General features: G+C 43.5%; 19 protein-coding genes. 11 read left to right on the top strand and 8 right to left on the bottom strand.

Features of this window, described 5'->3' with window-relative positions:
• The first annotated feature begins 24 nt into the window (after positions 1 to 24).
• From KCX82_RS07725 to KCX82_RS07715, 3 genes are all read left to right on the top strand, one after another.
• Complete coding sequence (locus KCX82_RS07725) at positions 25 to 1,188, top strand: ABC transporter permease (RefSeq protein ID WP_227017882.1); 1,164 nt, start codon at positions 25 to 27, stop codon at positions 1,186 to 1,188.
• Positions 1,189 to 1,257: 69 nt separating this feature from the next.
• Positions 1,258 to 1,941 carry a response regulator transcription factor gene (locus KCX82_RS07720; protein ID WP_227017881.1) on the top strand — a complete coding sequence of 228 codons (684 nt, stop codon included), beginning with the start codon at positions 1,258 to 1,260 and terminating at the stop codon, positions 1,939 to 1,941.
• Positions 1,942 to 1,957: 16 nt separating this feature from the next.
• The gene (locus tag KCX82_RS07715) at positions 1,958 to 3,253 is read left to right on the top strand and encodes a HAMP domain-containing sensor histidine kinase (protein WP_227017880.1); all 1,296 of its coding nucleotides are present in this window, start codon (positions 1,958 to 1,960) and stop codon (positions 3,251 to 3,253) included.
• Between the two features lie 19 nt (positions 3,254 to 3,272).
• Here the strand turns inward: KCX82_RS07715 and KCX82_RS07710 are convergent, their stop codons facing one another.
• The 5 genes from KCX82_RS07710 to KCX82_RS07690 all read right to left on the bottom strand — a co-directional run bounded on the left by KCX82_RS07710 (position 3,273) and on the right by KCX82_RS07690 (position 7,928).
• Positions 3,273 to 3,503, bottom strand: a complete 231-nt coding sequence (locus KCX82_RS07710) for an AtpZ/AtpI family protein (RefSeq protein WP_227017879.1) — start codon at positions 3,501 to 3,503, stop codon at positions 3,273 to 3,275.
• On the bottom strand, positions 3,496 to 4,638 hold the full coding sequence (locus tag KCX82_RS07705) for a GGDEF domain-containing protein (protein WP_227017878.1): 1,143 nt from the start codon (positions 4,636 to 4,638) through the stop codon (positions 3,496 to 3,498). Before KCX82_RS07705 ends, KCX82_RS07710 begins: the two co-directional genes overlap by 8 nt.
• A 257-nt stretch (positions 4,639 to 4,895) precedes the next feature.
• A complete protein-coding gene (locus KCX82_RS07700; protein WP_227017877.1) occupies positions 4,896 to 5,651 on the bottom strand; it encodes a YlmH family RNA-binding protein in 756 nt (251 codons plus the stop codon).
• A 122-nt stretch (positions 5,652 to 5,773) separates the two neighbouring features.
• Positions 5,774 to 6,391: a superoxide dismutase gene (locus KCX82_RS07695; RefSeq protein ID WP_227017876.1), complete on the bottom strand. Its 618-nt coding sequence runs from the start codon at positions 6,389 to 6,391 to the stop codon at positions 5,774 to 5,776.
• 184 nt (positions 6,392 to 6,575) lie between these two features.
• Positions 6,576 to 7,928, bottom strand: coding sequence for a hypothetical protein (locus tag KCX82_RS07690; protein WP_227017875.1), 1,353 nt, complete (start codon positions 7,926 to 7,928; stop codon positions 6,576 to 6,578).
• 81 nt (positions 7,929 to 8,009) lie between these two features.
• Between KCX82_RS07690 and KCX82_RS07685 the strand changes: the two genes are divergently transcribed.
• Together KCX82_RS07685 and KCX82_RS07680 are read left to right on the top strand one after the other, a co-directional pair.
• Positions 8,010 to 8,285 (top strand): TIGR03905 family TSCPD domain-containing protein, encoded by a 276-nt coding sequence (locus KCX82_RS07685; protein WP_227017874.1) that lies wholly within the window; start codon positions 8,010 to 8,012, stop codon positions 8,283 to 8,285.
• Between the two features lie 63 nt (positions 8,286 to 8,348).
• On the top strand, positions 8,349 to 9,275 hold the full coding sequence (locus tag KCX82_RS07680) for an epoxyqueuosine reductase (protein ID WP_227017873.1): 927 nt from the start codon (positions 8,349 to 8,351) through the stop codon (positions 9,273 to 9,275).
• Here the strand turns inward: KCX82_RS07680 and KCX82_RS07675 are convergent.
• From KCX82_RS07675 to KCX82_RS07665, 3 genes are all read right to left on the bottom strand, one after another.
• Positions 9,218 to 10,129, bottom strand: a complete 912-nt coding sequence (locus KCX82_RS07675) for a helix-turn-helix domain-containing protein (RefSeq protein WP_227017872.1) — start codon at positions 10,127 to 10,129, stop codon at positions 9,218 to 9,220. The two genes, KCX82_RS07680 and KCX82_RS07675, sit on opposite strands and share 58 nt — an antisense overlap.
• A 74-nt stretch (positions 10,130 to 10,203) precedes the next feature.
• Entirely contained in the window at positions 10,204 to 10,944 is a 741-nt protein-coding gene (locus KCX82_RS07670) for an NYN domain-containing protein (RefSeq protein WP_227017871.1), read from the bottom strand.
• Positions 10,945 to 10,980: 36 nt separating this feature from the next.
• On the bottom strand, positions 10,981 to 11,679 hold the full coding sequence (locus KCX82_RS07665) for an HAD family hydrolase (protein WP_227017870.1): 699 nt from the start codon (positions 11,677 to 11,679) through the stop codon (positions 10,981 to 10,983).
• A gap of 200 nt (positions 11,680 to 11,879) precedes the next feature.
• On the opposite strand from KCX82_RS07665, the gene KCX82_RS07660 reads away from it, so the two are divergent.
• From KCX82_RS07660 to KCX82_RS07635, 6 genes are all read left to right on the top strand, one after another.
• Complete coding sequence (locus KCX82_RS07660; RefSeq protein WP_227017869.1) at positions 11,880 to 12,506, top strand: Fe-only nitrogenase accessory AnfO family protein; 627 nt, start codon at positions 11,880 to 11,882, stop codon at positions 12,504 to 12,506.
• A 227-nt stretch (positions 12,507 to 12,733) separates the two neighbouring features.
• Positions 12,734 to 13,555, top strand: a complete 822-nt coding sequence (gene nifH, locus KCX82_RS07655; RefSeq protein WP_227017868.1) for a nitrogenase iron protein — start codon at positions 12,734 to 12,736, stop codon at positions 13,553 to 13,555.
• Between the two features lie 28 nt (positions 13,556 to 13,583).
• The gene (locus tag KCX82_RS07650; protein ID WP_227017867.1) at positions 13,584 to 13,910 is read left to right on the top strand and encodes a P-II family nitrogen regulator; all 327 of its coding nucleotides are present in this window, start codon (positions 13,584 to 13,586) and stop codon (positions 13,908 to 13,910) included.
• 15 nt (positions 13,911 to 13,925) lie between these two features.
• Positions 13,926 to 14,300 carry a P-II family nitrogen regulator gene (locus KCX82_RS07645; protein WP_227017866.1) on the top strand — a complete coding sequence of 125 codons (375 nt, stop codon included), beginning with the start codon at positions 13,926 to 13,928 and terminating at the stop codon, positions 14,298 to 14,300.
• A 17-nt stretch (positions 14,301 to 14,317) separates the two neighbouring features.
• On the top strand, positions 14,318 to 15,961 hold the full coding sequence (gene nifD, locus KCX82_RS07640; RefSeq protein WP_227017865.1) for a nitrogenase molybdenum-iron protein alpha chain: 1,644 nt from the start codon (positions 14,318 to 14,320) through the stop codon (positions 15,959 to 15,961).
• Positions 15,955 to 17,319, top strand: a complete 1,365-nt coding sequence (locus KCX82_RS07635) for a nitrogenase component 1 (protein WP_227017864.1) — start codon at positions 15,955 to 15,957, stop codon at positions 17,317 to 17,319. Before nifD ends, KCX82_RS07635 begins: the two co-directional genes overlap by 7 nt.
• Position 17,320 lies beyond the last annotated feature (1 nt).

The raw sequence follows: 17,320 nt of genomic DNA, 5'->3' as shown, positions 1-17,320 counted from the left end.
ACATTGATAAGAGAAAGTATAAAAATGTCCTGGCAAAACATCATAAGTAATAAAATGCGGTCCTTTCTTACTATTTTAGGGATCCTTATCGGAGTTACTGCCATCATTGCCCTGATTACCATTGTCCAGGGAGTCACAAATGAAATCACAAGTCAGTTTTCCGATCTTGGAGCCAACTCCGTTTCGGTTCAGGTATCAGGAACACCTTTAAAAGCCGGTCTGAATGACGGAGATGTAAAACTTCTTGAAGAAATAGATAATGTAGAGAGTGTTTCTCCCACATTATCGGTTAACGGTGTTGTGGAACGGGAAGGTACGGTGAAAGAGGATGCTGCTGTTCAGGGAAGGAACCATATCTATTTTGAGAATTATCCGGACACGGTAATAAGAGGAAGGAATCTGACGATTCTAGACATGGACAGCAGAAACAAGGTCTGTATTATTGACGAGGTTATTTCAAATGAGCTTTTTTTCGGGACAGATCCCCTGGGAAAAAGTCTTCGGATTAACGGTCTGAGTTTTACGGTTGTGGGAATTTCAGGCGAGGATTCTAATACCTCCGTCCTTCAGCCTTCTGCAGATGAAAACGGAAAAATCATTATTCCATATAAGACAGCTATGAGCATGTCCGGTGTGGGCACGATTCATTCCCTTGAGATTAGAATAGCAGATTCCGACAGAACGGATGAAACGGTAGCTTCCATAGAAGCCTCTCTGGATAAAGCATTTAGCAATAAGGAGGATAGTTATCACTTGACAAATATGGATCAGTTATTGGATACTCTGGACAGTACTACCGATATGCTGACCACCATGCTGGCAGGTATTGCATCCATTTCTCTTCTGGTAGGAGGCATCGGCATTATGAATATGATGCTTGTTTCGGTGAAGGAGAGAACCAATGAAATCGGGTTAAGAAAGGCCTTGGGTGCAGAACCGAAAAGGATCCAGTTTCAGTTTTTAATTGAGTCCATATTTCTTTCCCTCTTTGGCGGTATGATTGGCGTTATCTTAGGAGTTACGATTTCCTGGGCGGCTGCGGCTTTACTGAATATCGGACTCTCCCTTTCCATTAGCGCTATTGCACTTGGCGTAGGATTCTCCGGTGCCATCGGAATCGTTTTCGGTTGGGCTCCCGCAAGAAATGCCAGCAAATTGAACCCCATCGATGCGTTGAGAGGAGTTTAGATGATCCCTAACAGGAGACTCGCATTGTAAAATAGAAAGCATGGTAAAATATAAAAAGGAGGTGCCTGCATGTTTCATATACTTGTGGTAGAGGACGACAAGAATTTACGAAGACTGATGGAAGCGATTCTGACCCAGAACGGCTATCATGTTATCTGTGCATCGGATGGGCAGGAAGCTTTGAGCGTACTGGAAGGGGTCTATATCGATCTTATTATCAGTGATATTATGATGCCGAAGGTGGACGGGTATGAGCTTACAAAAGGACTTCGTGATTCTAATTTTAATCTGCCGATCTTAATGATTACTGCAAAAGACTCTTTTGAAGATAAGAAAAAAGGTTTTCTAAGTGGTGCCGACGATTATATGGTAAAGCCCATTAATATTGATGAGCTGCTATTACGTGTCGGCGCCCTGCTCCGCCGCTCCAGAATCATGAATGAACATCGTATTGTGATCGGTTCTGTAGAGCTTGACTATCATGCCTTGGAAATTAAAAAAGAAGGAAATTCCCTCAGCTTGCCAAAAAAAGAATTCTACCTGCTGTTCAAACTGCTGAGCTATCCGAAACAGATTTTTACAAGGCAGCAATTGATGGAGGAAATCTGGGGTCCTGATGCGGAAACGGAGGAAAGAACGGTAGATGTTCACATTAAAAGGCTGCGTGAAAAACTGAGTGATTTTGAAGAGTTTGAAATCATTACCATTCGCGGAATCGGATATAAAGCAGAAATAAAAACAGAAAATAAATAAGGAAGGGTTATGGAAAATGAAGACATTGAAGATGAAAATGGTTGTATGGCTTTTGGGTATCATGATTATATCCTGCCTGGCAACCTTTATCGGTGCCGTTTTTATCAGCAATAAAACCTTATCCGATGAAATCATGCAGACCCAGCACTCCATGGCGAAGAGTCTTCTGGAGTTAAAAAGCAAAACAGAGCTCAGCAACGGGGAGATCATAAAAATGACTTCCAACTCTATGTACAGGGCAAGGATCATGGATGAATTTGAAGCGGCCTCGCTGGACCCGGAAATCAGAAAAGATCTGGATCAAGGTGAAATCGTATTTGTTTCCAAGCAATTATTCCCCATTGCAACCACCTATTTTACGCTTGGCGGTGATATTATTAAAATTAATACCAGAAACAGTCCGAATGCTTTTCAGGTTTTCCGTAACCGTGTAGCATTGGTTCTGATCTCCAGCCTGGTGTTATCCTGCCTGATTTTGACCCTTGTGGCAGGCAGAATGCTGAGACCGATCCATCGATTGACCGCTGCAACTCAAGAAGTTGCAAAAGGTGAATTTGATGTATGTCTTGAAATCAATACCAAAGATGAAATTGGAACTTTAACAAAAAACTTTAACCAAATGGTAAAAGAACTGAAAAAAATGGAGTATCTTCAAAAAGACTTTATCCGGAATGTCTCACATGAATTCAAGACACCTATTGCTTCCATACAAGGCTTTGCCAGGCTTCTCCAAAAACAGGGGCTGACAAAAGAAGAGCAGGCCGAATATTCTGGTATTATTGCAGAAGAGGCAGAACGCCTTTCGAAACTTACTTATAGCATCCTGAAGCTGTCCAAGCTGGAAAATCAAGACAATGTAAATTACAGGGAGTTTGCATTAGATGAACAGATCAGAAGTGTCGTTGTCCTTCTTGAACCCCAGTGGAGCAGGAAAAAGCTTACTTTTGATGTGGATATGGTAGCAGTGACATACCAGGGAGATGAAGAACTGCTGCAGCAGGTCTGGATGAACCTTATAGAAAATGCCATCAAATTTTCTCGCCTGGAGAGTCAGATTAAAATTGGGCTTTCTCAGCAGAACGGATTTGTAGAAGTGAAAATCAAAGATCAGGGTATCGGCATGACCGAAGAAACAAAACAGCATATTTTTGAAAGATTTTATCAGGGCAGCACCGACCATTCCGTAGAAGGAAACGGACTGGGCCTGTCTATAGTCAAACGGATTGTAGAGCTTTGTCACGGAGAAATAGAGGTGGAAAGCAAACGGGATCAGGGCACCGTTTTCACAGTGAGATTGTTTTCGGAAATCTAGGGCGGGTACCGGCTTCTGTTTACTTTTTCTTTTTCCTGGTAACGCTCATGATTTGCTGATAGGCGCTGAAAATTCCACCGACAATTCCCGCCACCAAGAGCAAGACAAAAAACAGGACATTGGTACCGAGCTTATTGTCAATCCAGTGTCCTGCCAGGGCGCCCAGGATAATCGGCGTTGCTAATGTCAACCCCAATTGTGTTAATAAAGCAAGGGCTTCCATCCCCGCCCCGAAATTTTTATTAGACATACTTCTCCCCTTTTGTAATACGTTTATCCTGATACATCAGATTGTCGATCATTTTTTGAAATTCTTCCGCACTTAATTCCGATGCATAATCATATACTGCGTATCCCATACTCACGCTGATATGATATGGTTTTCTGTTTTCTCCGTTAAATTCTTGAAGCTGTCTGTAAATCCGGTGTACCGTTCGCTCAAGCTCTGATCTGCTTGAAACATCAAGAACCAGATAAAACTCATCTCCACCGAAACGTGCAATGAAATCTGTGGCTCTTATGCAGTTTTTCAATAGCATAGCACAGGTCTCCAATGCATCATCCCCCATATCATGCCCGAAAGTATCATTTATGTACTTGAAATTATCGATATCGATAAAAATGGCAGAAAAGGTTTTATTATAGGAGCAGCAAGCAATCTTCTCTTTTAAATAGGTTTTGAGTCGCTTGCGGTTATAAACACCGGTAAGGAAGTCCAAATTTTGGTTCTGATTCTGAATATAAAGGAATACAATAAAGAGCGATATGGTGATACCATTTAAAACAAAAGCAAAATTAATAAAAATGATTTGAAGAATAATACCTACAAAAGGCGGAACGACAAAAAATATCAGGGCTCTATAATATCTTTTTTCAATTAGATGCCGATTTACCGTAATCATAACAAAAGTAATTAGAATAAAGATTACAGGTATGGCCGCGGCAATCCAAAAATATTCTCCTCTATGATATACGTTACCGGAGTCAATATAATAGAACCAATGATAGAATTGGGACACCGCATAAAACGTATAGTAAACCATAACAAAGGTCAAAATCGGCATCAACAATCGTCTCGTTCGGGACTCATCACGATAAATCTGATAATGCGCGTACAGCAGCCAAATGGCAGGCAAAACCGGATTAAAAACATAAATCAATAAGTTGCCTAAATAATTGAATACCTCGTAAAAAGTGCCTGGGTTCCCGTCAAACCGGCTAAGAACATCAATAAAAAGCATGACTATATTAATCTGAATCATAAGCAGAAAGAGTTTATGCTGCAAATGATCGACCGATTCCGTATGCTTCAAGGAATAAAAAAGTATGACGGCCAGCAATACTATGGAATATAAATTTATGATTGCGTTATAAGTTAATGCCAAATCAATTACCACCTTTGTTCATTTGTACAAAATAAAATCCAGCCGTTCCAAGTCAGTTGCCGCTTTAAAAAATAATGTTACATTCTTCCATTTTTATGCTATACTAGAGCACAAAAGGAGGTGTTTTTATGAAGGGTTTAACCACTGCAAGCTTTGTATTGGGTATCGTTACCGTCTGCATCGGAGCCGCTACTATCGTATTAAGCGCCATTCAGCTGAACGTAGAAAAATAAACAGCAGTTTCCTCAGGATTTATATTATAGATAACGCTCTATTACGATAAAAATCCGATCCTTTCTTGTGGGTCCGCCCACAGATTTTAATATGGCCTTACCCTGACCCCTTAAAACCAGTTTGTCCCCTTCTTTGATAAGCCGGTCTGTTTTGTCACAGACAAGGCCGTTGATAAAAACCATTCCGCTATGAATCGCTTCTGCAGCTCTCCCTCTTGAGATCGAGAAAGCAGAGGAAATGATATTATCCAATCGCAAGGATGCCACCGTATCCTTTTTTTCTTCTACCCTTTTTTCGGGAATTCGAATGGATTCTATTGGAAGCAGCTCTCCCTGAAGGGATACTCTTCCCGCTTTTTCATAATAATTCACTAAGAAATTGGCAATCTCGTTTTTTATAATAATATCTGCTCCGTCCTGATGAACCAGGATGTCTCCGACCATTTCCCTCTTCACACCCAATGCGGTAAGAGATCCTAGATAATCTCTATGTCCCAGCTCCCGATTGCTGTTCTGAGTTATCCTCAGCAGTGTAAGCGGGGTAAGGTCTCCGGGTTCTGCATAATCAGGAAGGAAAATTCCTATGGTTCGCTCAGCATTCTCATAGCCGCCGGAAAAATAATACTTCAGTCCCGGAAAGCTGCGGCAAAGTCTCTCTGTCAAAGATCGCTGCCTTGCGTCTAAAAAGGCGGTGCTGGAAGCCACATCTTTATCCAGGCACCGGCGAATCCTGTCTTCAACACCCGCCAGCAAAATAGCGTCTTCTTTTACCATACCCATTTACAGCTTCTCCTCATGCTTTTTCCTCCGTTTTTAATCAATATGTATATCAACTTCTTCTGTCGATAGTTCATAATGGTTTTATGATTTTATTATATGCCAGTCTGGTAAAAATTACAATGCTACTGACCCGTTAACCGGAATTCTGCCATTTGCCAGTTTGCTACCTGGAACCATGAATTGATGTAATTCTCTCTTTCCGCAGAGTATTGACAGAAGTAAGCATGTTCCCAGACGTCTATGCCGATTAGCGGATACATGTTCAATGTAAGCACCGTAGTCTGATTGGCAGTGGAGGTGATCTCCAGCATTCCCACATGATTGATGGCAAGCCATGCATAGCCGGATCCGAAAACATCCAGTGCTTTCCTGGTAAAAGCTTCCTTGAAGCCTCCAAAGCTGCGGAAACATTGATTGATGGCTTCTGCCAGCGGGCCCTGAGGCTCCCGGCTGGGGGCAGGCTGCATGGTTTCAAAATAGAGCTGATGGTTATAGACTCCTCCCGCATTATGAAAAACTGGCGTTTGAATTTCCGGAGGCAAGCTGTCAACATTTAAAATTAATTCTTCTAAAGTATATCCGCAGTATTGTGGATATTTCTCCAATGCTTTATTGAGATTTTCTACATATCTTCTGTATAAGACATCATGGTGCACCCTTAGTGTCCATTCATCAATATAGGGCTCCAGAGCATCATAGCCGTAGGGCAGCGGTTGAACCGCAAAATTTTCACAATTCATTTCATTGATCCTCCCTTTTATAATATGAAAACATTCATGATAGTCTTTTTCTTATTTTATTAAGATATGTTTGCCATGTGAAAGACAAGGCACCTATGGTTTATCTTATGACACAATTCTTTGGTTCATGTTCATTTGCAAAGGAATTTCAATAAAATTATTCTTGGAAGAGCTGCGGTGTATGTTATAATGAACACAAGAGATTAAGATGCAGCGTTGCTGAGGCGAAGCCGTTGCCTTTTTTCCGCAGCTTTAGCGGCAATGGAAAAACGGACAGCAGTGAGCGAAGCGAGTCGGAGGCGAAGCCGTTGCCTTTTTTCCGCAGCTTTAGCGGCAATGGAAAAACGGACAGCAGTGAGCGAAGCGAGTCGGAGGCGAAGCCGTTGCCTTTTTTCCGCAGCTTTAGCTGCAATGGAAAAACGGACAGCAGTGAGCGAAGCGAATCGGAGGCGAAGCCGTTGCCTTTTTTCCGCAGCTTTAGCGGCAATGGAAAAACGGACAGCAGTGAGCGAAGCGAATCGGAGGCGAAGCCGTTGCCTTTTTTCCGCAGCTTTAGCGGCAATGGAAAAACGGACAGCAGTGAGCGAAGCGAATCGGAGGCGAAGCCGTTGCCTTTTTTCCGCAGCTTTAGCGGCAATGGAAAAACGGACAGCAGTGAGCGAAGCGAATCGGAGGCGAAGCCGTTGCCTTTTTTCCGCAGCTTTAGCGGCAATGGAAAAACGGACAGCAGTGAGCGAAGCGAATCGGAGGCGAAGCCGTTGCCTTTTTTCCGCAGCTTTAGCGGCAATGGAAAAACGGACAGCAGTGAGCGAAGCGAGTCGGAGGCGAAGCCGTTGCCTTTTTTCCGCAGCTTTAGCTGCAATGGAAAAACGGACAGCAGTGAGCGAAGCGAATCGGAGGCGAAGCCGTTGCCTTTTTTCCGCAGCTTTAGCGGCAATGGAAAAACGGACAGCAGTGAGCGAAGCGAGTCGGAGGCGAAGCCGTTGCCTTTTTTCCGCAGCTTTAGCGGCAATGGAAAAACGGACAGCAGTGAGCGAAGCGAGTCGGAGGCGAAGCCGTTGCCTTTTTTCCGCAGCTTTAGCTGCAATGGAAAAACGGACAGCAGTGAGCGAAGCGAATCGGAGGCGAAGCCGTTGCCTTTTTTCCGCAGCTTTAGCGGCAATGGAAAAACGGACAGCAGTGAGCGAAGCGAATCGGAGGCGAAGCCGTTGCCTTTTTTCCGCAGCTTTAGCGGCAATGGAAAAACGGACAGCAGTGAGCGAAGCGAATCGGAGGCGAAGCCGTTGCCTTTTTTCCGCAGCTTTAGCGGCAATGGAAAAACGGACAGCAGTGAGCGAAGCGAGTCGGAGGCGAAGCCGTTGCCTTTTTTCCGCAGCTTTAGCTGCAATGGAAAAACGGACAGCAGTGAGCGAAGCGAATCGGAGGCGAAGCCGTTGCCTTTTTTCCGCAGCTTTAGCGGCAATGGAAAAACGGACAGCAGTGAGCGAAGCGAGTCGGAGGCGAAGCCGTTGCCTTTTTTCCGCAGCTTTAGCTGCAATGGAAAAACGGACAGCAGTGAGCGAAGCGAGTCGGAGGCGAAGCCGTTGCTGCAGGAAAGAAAACAGAAAGGCTAATCAAAATGACATACACCTATAAAACTCATGGAACGTGTTCATCTAAAATCCAGCTGGAGCTGGAGGGCAACATTGTGAAAAAAGTGGAATTTGTTAAAGGCTGCAACGGCAATGCTCAGGGGATAGCAAAACTGGTAGAAGGCATGTCCGTTGAAGAAATCAAAGATAAGCTCACCGGAATCAGCTGTGAGGGAAGGCCTACCTCTTGTCCCGATCAGCTTGCAAAGGCAGTAGAAGAAGCCTACCGCAATCAGTTGGAACAACTGAAAGAAAGAAAGTAGCTGTAAGAACGTAAGGGATAGAAACAGATAAAATATTCTTGTTTATCGGGGAGGGGTTGTCTGATGCAGCAAATCAAGGATGAAGTAAGAAGGCTGGCCAAAAACAACAGGATAGAGGAAATAAGGTTTATTGATGCTGAGGATCTTGAACCGAAAGAACTCTTCTATGACAGACAGCCCAAAGTTCTTTTGCCAGGTGCAAAGAGCTTAATACTTTCCAGCATCTACATAGGCGGTTACCGTTTGCCCGATAACGGATCGAGGATTTATGCAAGGACGAGCCGCCTCACCTTATCCGGTTTTTATTTTAATATTGTAGAACCCTTGAAACCCATTCAGGAATATCTGCAGTCCAAAGGCTATGAGGCCATAGTCTACGATGGCTTTCTGGAAGATTATTGTGTTCCGTTAAAGCCTGCGGCGGTAAAAGCCGGCCTTGGCTGGATCGGAAAAAACACCCTGCTGCTCAACAAAAAATACGGGAGCTTCCAGGCCCTGGGCGGGATTATCACCAACGCAGACCTTGCAGAATGCTATGAAATCGAAGCAGATCATTGCGGAAGCTGTACCGCTTGTATCAACGGCTGTCCAACTAAATCCCTGGAGCCGCGTAAGCTTCATCGTTCCACTTGCCTTTCCCATCTCCTCGAGGAAGAGGAATGGCCTGAGGAAATCAGCTCTGTTCCTCAGAATTATTTCTTTGAATGTGATATCTGCCAGGAAGCATGTCCCTGGAACAAAAAACATATCCAACTGCCTTTGAAAGGTTCCATTGGCAGTGATTTTACGGAGCAGGAGGAGCTATTGGAGCTTTTTCGCTATGATACATTATTGAAAATGGACGAAAAAACCTATCAGGATAAAATTCTTCCTCTCCTGACAGGTTTTCAATTGCCCTATTCTCTTTTCCAAAGAAATGTCCGTCTGGCTTATCAGGCAGGATGCGGCTCATCCGATTCTTCTGCCATTGGGATCCACAGCTCCATATAAGTTTTTTCCGGAGAGGAACCGTAATATAATTCGATAGCAGTAGGCTCAACCCGGATTTCTTTCTTTGTAATCCATAAGTGCATATATTTATACACTTTATCAATGGTTTCCGTTATCAGTGTATAGAAATTTTCTGCTTCAAATTTACATACTATATATCCTCTTCTGGTGAGGATATATGTCTTCAGTTCATCATTTTTCAATTCTTCGCTGGTTTCTACACCGGCAAAGTACCTAATCTTTTGATCTTCTCCCAGGCCCAGACCAATGCCGATTTCGTTTCCTTCAGGCATATACTTTTCGATGCTTGCTTTGGTGGAATGTACTTTATTCCAGATTTCTCCCAAAGGATCAACGCTGGGCGGGTCAATGGCTGCTTCAACAATATAACCCGCAAAATATTTAGGCTTATCCAAAAAACGACGGGTCACTTCCAGAACAATCCCCTGTGTAACTATGGGCACATTTTCATCAATCAAATGATATTGCAGAAAGATTTCCGGCTTCAAAAAGTGGGACAACAGAACAGGATTGGATCGGTAAGAAGACGGGGTCATGCCGTAGGCATCTTTAAAGGCTCTGCTAAAAGTTTCATGATTTTCAAAACCGTATTTCAAACAGATATCAATGATATTTTCTTTTTTATCGGGTATTTTCAATTCTTCCGAAATTTGAGCCAGCCTTCTCAATTTGACATATTCCATAGCTGTTTTACCTACCAGCTGTTTGAACAGCTTTTGAAAATAAAAAGGAGAAAGATTGGCAATGTCAGCCAGACAGGCAATGGTTATTTCCCTGTCCAGATTTTTTTCAATAAACTCTGTGGCTTTTTCAATGCATTCCCATGATTCCATGAATGATTACCTCCTAATCATATTTGTTTTTATGATAGCATGAAGTAAAATTTCATTCTTGATGAGAAATGTCTTTATTTTTCCTTAATATAAATCAGCTTATTATTAGATCCGCTGATCCTTTCAGATCTGATCTCAAAAAGATCCAGAGATTTAATAAACGGAGTAAATTTATTAAAACCAAAATTTCGAACATCAAAATCCGGATACCTTTTTTGTAGTTTATTTCCGATATCTCCGATGAAAATCCATTCATCTTCGTCAGAGTTTTCCTGCACAATGGTAATAATGGCCTTTTTGATCGTATCAAAGTTGGTCATTTTATCTTCATCCTGCTGACCCTTCGGCGCTGCCTGCGCAACGGGTTTCGGCTCATCAGCCATGGCGAGAATGTCCAGATATTTAAATTTGTTGCAAGCGGATATAAATGCTTTCGGGGTTTTGCTTTCTCCCATTCCTACAACGTCCATCCCTGACTCTCGCAGTCTGGAGGCCAGCCTGGTAAAATCACTGTCACTGGATACAAGACAAAAACCATCAACGTTGCCGGAATACAGGATGTCCATCGCATCGATAATCATGGCGGAATCCGTAGCATTTTTCCCCTGGGTATAGGCATACTGCTGAATAGGCGTTATGGAATGCTCCAGCAATACCCCTTTCCAGGAAGCGAAGGTAGGTTTTGTCCAATCCCCATAGATCCTTTTATAGGTTGCGACTCCGTCATTTGATATTTCATCCAATATGAATTTAATATATTTGTCAGAGACGTTGTCAGCATCGATCAATACAGCATATCGGTTGTCATTTGTCATTTTTTCACCTCCATTGGGATCAGTATATCATAACTTTTATTCCTTGGATAGCCTTCGGAAAAGGTCAGCAAACTCCTCAGGCCTGTCTATGATATAGTCTGCCCCTTCCTCTTCCAGAACCTCTTTGGATCGAAAACCCCAGGTAACTCCAACGCAGATCAGACCTGCATTTTTAGCGGTCTGTACATCTGTATTGGAATCGCCGACAAAAATAGTATGCTCTTTTTTTGAATCTAATTGCTTTAATACCTCAAAAACACTGTCGGGTGCCGGTTTCTTTTTTCTGCCTTCCATGTCGCCAACTGCCACATTGATAAGTCCATGAAAGAAAAAGCTGCACATTTCCTTTGTGGCCGCATCCAGTTTATTGGAAACTACTGCTGTCTTGATCCCCTTCTCTTTCAAGCTCTTCAAAAGCTCTTCGATCCCGTCATAGGGTCTCGTTTTACAGAGCATATTCTTTAAATAATAATCCCGAAAACTGGACAGGCACCGTAGAATCTCGTCTTCACAAGTTTCGGCGGGAAGTGATTTTTCCATTAAATTTTTTACTCCATGCCCTACAAAGGCTCTGATCTCTTCCAAGTTTCTGGTCATATAACCCTCTTGTTCCAGTACGGTATTTACGCTGTCTGCCAGATCATCAAGGGTGTTTAATAAAGTTCCGTCTAAGTCAAATATTACGGTATCATATTTTAACTGCATATTGATTCTCCCATTATTTCTTTCCATCATCTCCGCTATAATAAATTCTATTTCACCAACTGATTTTTGCTTTTTTATTTTACCATGCTTCCGGCTTATAAGACAATTGACAGAAAATTCTGATAGACAAAATTTAGCCCCCTGTGATATACTTGCCCCATATAAAATTTTCGGGTTTCTTGCAGCGCAATACAAAACATATCTTGGTATTATGAAAGGAGGTAAAAGAAATGCCGGACAAAATAGCAGTGATACATAATAAAAACAAACAGCTTACTTCTTTGGAGGAATGCTGCAGCATAGGTTTCTATCAAGCAACGGTTGCAGGATGGCAGCCTGCCGGGGAAATTTACTGGCAGATTGGTGACTTATCAAGCATGACCCATGTCCGCAACAGTATTCGAATCCTCATTGAACATCTGGATGACTGCAGGATCATCCTGGGAAGAAAAATATCAGGGCTGCCCTATCATGTCTTTGATAAAATGGGGTTTCACATCTTTGAGTCGGAATGCCAGGAATCCCCTGCTCTTTTCCAGGATATCCTGTGTGAGATTTCAGACGTCCAAAAAGAATGTGCAAAGGACTTGGATAGAGAACAAATCTCGAAGAGCCCTGTATCGCCTAATAGCGATGGGAATTATTCGCTGAATCTCATAGACCTGCAGAAAGCGTTCCCTGAAATCAGTTCAAAAAAAGCTTTACAACAGTTTATAGAAGATGATGATTACCTCGGTTTAGAGTTGATATGCAGCCATATTCCGCCTTGGATGGAGCTGTCCATTGCAAGAAAAAATGTAAATCTGCAAGTAGAGTCTTTGCAGGACGGTAATTGCCTTGTCATTCTTACCAGGTAAGGGGCTGAGATAATTAAAAAAACTTTCACTCGTTATTAGAATTTTCAAAATTATTAAAAAATTCGTTTGACAAAATAAAATCCTCTTGCTATAATAAAAAACAAAAAATATGTCTGTAAAGACAACGAGGTCTTTCCTATCGGAAAAGCCTCGTTTTTTTTTATTTCAAAAGATGCCCGGCTTTTGGCCGGATGGTATTTTTCAGTTTTAACAAGGAGGTAATAACAATGAGGCAAGTAGCTATTTATGGAAAAGGTGGAATAGGAAAATCCACAACAACTCAAAATTTGACGGCAGGCCTGGGAGAAATGGGCAATAAGATTATGATTGTAGGCTGCGATCCAAAAGCAGATTCTACACGATTAATCCTTGGTGGTCTGGCACAGCAGACGGTGCTGGATACTTTAAGGGAAGAAGGGGAGGATATTGACCTTGATCTGGTATTAAAAGACGGTTTCGCTGATATCAAATGTGTGGAATCCGGTGGTCCGGAACCCGGAGTTGGCTGTGCCGGGCGAGGAATCATCACCTCCATCGGCCTTCTGGAAAGATTAGGTGCTTATGAGGCAGATCTCGACTATGTTTTTTACGATGTCCTTGGCGACGTTGTATGCGGAGGTTTCGCAATGCCCATCAGAGAAGGGAAAGCAAAAGAAATCTACATCGTAGCCAGCGGAGAAATGATGGCGCTGTATGCCGCTAACAATATTTCCAAAGGCATACAGAAGTATGCCAGAACCGGAGGTGTGCGGCTTGGAGGTATCATCTGCAACAGCAGAAAGGTTGATGGAGAAGCTGAGCTGGTAGAAGCTTTTGCCAAGGAGCTCGGCAGCCAGATGATTCATTTCGTTCCCAGAGATAATATGGTACAGAGAGCAGAAATACATAAAAAGACGGTCATCGATTTCGACCCTACCTGTTCTCAGGCTGACGAATATCGAACGCTGGCAAAAAAAATCGATGAAAATGAACTCTTCGTTATCCCTTCGCCTCTTTCACAGGAAAGATTGGAGGCCCTGTTAATGGAACACGGTATTCTGGACATTTAATACCGGATATGGAAAGGAGAATGATCCCATGTTATTAGTCAGAGCCATCATCAGACCTCAGAAAACCGGTGAGGTATTATCGGAATTAATGGCGGCAGGTTTTCCCGCAGTAACGAAAACCGATGTATTTGGACGGGGAAAGCAAAAAGGTATTATCATAGGCGATGTGGAATATGATGAGATTCCCAAAGAAATGCTCCTGATTGTTGTCAATGATGAGGATAAGGATGATGTGGTTAAAATTATCATGCGTGTTGCCCGTACCGGTGAAAACGGGAATTACGGCGATGGCAGAATCTTTATCGCACCGGTCATCGAAGCCTATACCATCAGTACCGGCAGACAGGGACTCTGAAGGAGGTAGCATACAATGAAAGAAGTCATGGCAATTATCCGGGTAGGCAAAGTAAACCCAACAAAAAATGCCCTGATCAATGCAGGATTCCCGGCCTTTGTCTGTCGCGCCTGCATGGGCAGAGGAAAGAAAGCGTTAAACCCTGAGCTGCTCAAATATGTTTTAGAAACAGAAGAACTGCCGATTTCCAATATCGGGGAATCGATTACCGAAGGGGCAAGGCTCATTCCGAAGCGGTTTATCACGATGATTGTTGAAGACGATCAGGTAGATACCGTAGTAAAAACATTGATTAAAGTCAACCAGACGGGAAATCCCGGAGACGGGAAAATCTTTATACTTCCCGTATTGGAAACCTATAAAGTCAGAACCGGCGAGACGATTCTTTAAAGCAGGAGGTGAAAATAATGCGAGAACGTGAATTGGTACTGGATCAATACAATGCCAAGGTTTATAAAAACAGAAAAGAACACATCCTCCAGATTGATGACGATACTGAAAATAGAACCATAACGGCAAATACCAGAAGTATTCCGGGCATCATCACAAACAGAGGCTGCTGCTATGCCGGATGCAAAGGCGTAGTGCTCGGTCCTTTAAAAGATGCCCTGACCCTAACCCATGGACCTATAGGCTGCGGCTTTTACTCCTGGGGAACAAGGCGAAACAAGGCAAAAACCGAGAACGGAGAGAATTTCATTCAATACTGCTTCTCAACGGATATGCAGGAGCCGGACATCGTATTCGGCGGAGAAACAAAGCTGCGAAAAGCCATCGATGAAGCGATGGAGCTTTTCCATCCAAAAACAATCCTGATCTGCTCAACCTGCCCGGTAGGGCTGATCGGGGATGACATCCATGCCGTTGCCGCAGAAGCGGAAAAGAAATACGGCATTACCTGCGTAGCATTCAGCTGTGAAGGCTACAAGGGAGTCAGCCAAAGCGGAGGTCATCATATCGCAAACAACGGCGTGATGCGTCACATCATCGGGACTGGAGATGCGCCGGTATCGAAAAAATATAAAGTCAATATTCTCGGGGAATACAATATCGGCGGTGACGGCTGGGAAACCGAACGGATCCTGAAACGCATCGGATATGAGGTTCTTGCCGTTCTGACCGGTGACGGCAGCGTGGAAAGTCTGCGAAATTCCCACCAGGCAGATCTGAATCTCGTCATGTGTCACAGGTCTATCAATTACATAGCGGAAATGATGCACACCAAATACGGTATTCATTGGCTGAAGGTGAACTTTATCGGAATTGAGGCTACCATTCAGACCTTAAGAGATATGGCAGACTATTTTGGGGATTCCGAGCTGAAGCAAAGAACCGAGGAGGTCATTGCAGATGAACTTGCCGCAATTGCCGAAGCCCATACCTATTTCCGAAGCAAACTGGAAGGAAAAACTGCTGCTCTCTATGTCGGGGGATCCCGCTCCCATCACTACCAGGCATTATTGGCAGACTTTGGGATTACAACGGTGCTGGCCGGCTATGAATTTGCTCATCGAGATGATTATGAAGGACGCGATATGCTTCCCTTTATCAAAGAGGATGCCGACAGCAAAAATATTGAAAGCATTACCGTAGAGCCTGACCCGGAAAAATTCCACGCTTTTCTGAGCAAAGAAAAGTATGAGGAATTGAAGGATAAGATTCCTTTGAATTCTTACAAAGGGCTGATCCAGGACATGAAAAGCGGCAGCATTGTTGTGGATGATCTGAATCATTTTGAAACGGAAGAATTCCTTCGCTTGCTGAAGCCGGACATTTTTTTATCCGGTATCAAGGATAAATATGTTCTGCAGAAAGCTAACGTTCTCTCCAGACAACTGCATTCCTATGATTACAGCGGACCTTATTCCGGCTTCAACGGAGCCATCAATTTTGCCAGAGATATTACCATGGGCATATATACACCGGTTTGGAAATTTGTGGTCCCTCCGTGGAAGAACCACTCCACTTTGCAGGCCACCCTGGCAGAAGTATCCGAAGAAGCAGAAGAATCCGGATTGGCAGTAGCATCAGGAGGTGAAGCCATATGTTAAATTTAACCCCAAAAGAAATAAAGGAACGTACCGCACTGAGAGTCAATCCCTGTAAAACCTGTCAGCCTGTGGGAGCGATCTATTGTGCATTGGGAGTCCACCGATGCATGCCTCATAGCCACGGATCCCAGGGATGCGTTTCTTATCACAGAACCTTTTTAACCAGACATTTTAAAGAGCCTGCCATAGCCTCCACCAGTTCCTTTACAGAAGGGGCTTCCGTATTTGGAGGAGGCAGCAACCTGAAAACCGGTGTCAAAAATGTATTTGATATTTATGATCCTGACATCATTGCAGTCCACACCACTTGTCTCAGTGAGACCATCGGGGATGATGTGGGCAGTTATATTATGGATATCGATGTACCCCGCAATAAATTAGTAGTGCATACCCATACCCCCAGCTACGTAGGCTCCCATGTTACGGGATTTTCCAATATGATGTGCGGATTTATCAATTATTTATCCGAAACCACTGACAGTTCAGGCAATCAGATCGGTCTCTTTCCGGGCTTTGTGAATCCTGCGGATATCCGGGAAGTAAAAAAGATTGCAGCCCTCATGATGGTTCCCTACATCATGTTCCCCGATCAAAGCGGCGTTATGGATGCTCCTATGACAGGAAATTACGAAATGTACCCGAAAGGCGGAACTACCATTGACGAGATTGTCAGACTTGGAGACTGTAAAAAAGTATTGGCATTAGGGCTGTTTACTTCTTTGGAACCGGCAAGCATATTGAAAAGAAAATGCAAAGTACCCTATGAAGCGCTGCCGCTTCCCATCGGTATCGCCAATACGGACCAGTTTATTATGGAGCTTAAGAAAATCACTCAGGAGGAGGTGCCTGCAGAGCTGGAAGAGGAACGCGGACGATTGGTGGATACGATGCTGGATGCACATTTCTACTGTTACGGAAAAAAGGTGGCCATTTTCGGAGACCCGGATACGGTGCTGGGGCTTACCAGTTTTGCCTTGGAGCTGGGAATGATTCCAAAGTATGTGCTCACCGGTACCCCTGGTGAGGGTTTTGAAAAAAGTGCGGAGAAGCTTTTTGCCCAATATGAAGCAGAGGGCTGTGTTGCAAAAGCTTCCGGAGATTTATTCGAACTTCATCAGTGGATTAAAAATGAACCCGTAGATCTGCTTTTAGGAACAAGCTACGGCAAGCAGATTGCCAAAGCGGAAAACATACCCTTTGTCCGGGCAGGATTTCCTGTACTGGACAGATATGCACATTCCTATTTTCCAATTGTAGGATACCTTGGCGGACTCCGTTTAACAGAGATGATTACCAATGCGCTGATGGATCAATATGACAGAGAATGTGAAGATGAAGATATGGATGTGGTGATGTAAT

It is taken from the genome of Sinanaerobacter chloroacetimidivorans (genome assembly GCF_018128545.1).
GTDB classification, from domain to species: domain Bacteria; phylum Bacillota; class Clostridia; order Peptostreptococcales; family Anaerovoracaceae; genus Sinanaerobacter; species Sinanaerobacter chloroacetimidivorans.
This window is presented reverse-complemented; position numbering and strand designations above follow the sequence as displayed.

Coding starts and splice junctions, on each gene's coding strand:
- KCX82_RS07660 (WP_227017869.1), top strand. CDS start 11,880: ATGCCGGACAAAATAGCAGTGATACATAATAAAAACAAACAGCTTACT.
- KCX82_RS07715 (WP_227017880.1), top strand. CDS start 1,958: ATGAAGACATTGAAGATGAAAATGGTTGTATGGCTTTTGGGTATCATG.
- KCX82_RS07720 (WP_227017881.1), top strand. CDS start 1,258: ATGTTTCATATACTTGTGGTAGAGGACGACAAGAATTTACGAAGACTG.
- nifD (WP_227017865.1), top strand. CDS start 14,318: ATGCGAGAACGTGAATTGGTACTGGATCAATACAATGCCAAGGTTTAT.
- KCX82_RS07665 (WP_227017870.1), bottom strand. CDS start 11,679: ATGATGGAAAGAAATAATGGGAGAATCAATATGCAGTTAAAATATGAT.
- KCX82_RS07670 (WP_227017871.1), bottom strand. CDS start 10,944: ATGACAAATGACAACCGATATGCTGTATTGATCGATGCTGACAACGTC.
- KCX82_RS07645 (WP_227017866.1), top strand. CDS start 13,926: ATGAAAGAAGTCATGGCAATTATCCGGGTAGGCAAAGTAAACCCAACA.
- KCX82_RS07650 (WP_227017867.1), top strand. CDS start 13,584: ATGTTATTAGTCAGAGCCATCATCAGACCTCAGAAAACCGGTGAGGTA.
- KCX82_RS07725 (WP_227017882.1), top strand. CDS start 25: ATGTCCTGGCAAAACATCATAAGTAATAAAATGCGGTCCTTTCTTACT.
- KCX82_RS07685 (WP_227017874.1), top strand. CDS start 8,010: ATGACATACACCTATAAAACTCATGGAACGTGTTCATCTAAAATCCAG.
- KCX82_RS07700 (WP_227017877.1), bottom strand. CDS start 5,651: ATGGGTATGGTAAAAGAAGACGCTATTTTGCTGGCGGGTGTTGAAGAC.
- KCX82_RS07675 (WP_227017872.1), bottom strand. CDS start 10,129: ATGGAATCATGGGAATGCATTGAAAAAGCCACAGAGTTTATTGAAAAA.
- KCX82_RS07680 (WP_227017873.1), top strand. CDS start 8,349: ATGCAGCAAATCAAGGATGAAGTAAGAAGGCTGGCCAAAAACAACAGG.
- KCX82_RS07710 (WP_227017879.1), bottom strand. CDS start 3,503: ATGTCTAATAAAAATTTCGGGGCGGGGATGGAAGCCCTTGCTTTATTA.
- nifH (WP_227017868.1), top strand. CDS start 12,734: ATGAGGCAAGTAGCTATTTATGGAAAAGGTGGAATAGGAAAATCCACA.
- KCX82_RS07695 (WP_227017876.1), bottom strand. CDS start 6,391: ATGAATTGTGAAAATTTTGCGGTTCAACCGCTGCCCTACGGCTATGAT.
- KCX82_RS07635 (WP_227017864.1), top strand. CDS start 15,955: ATGTTAAATTTAACCCCAAAAGAAATAAAGGAACGTACCGCACTGAGA.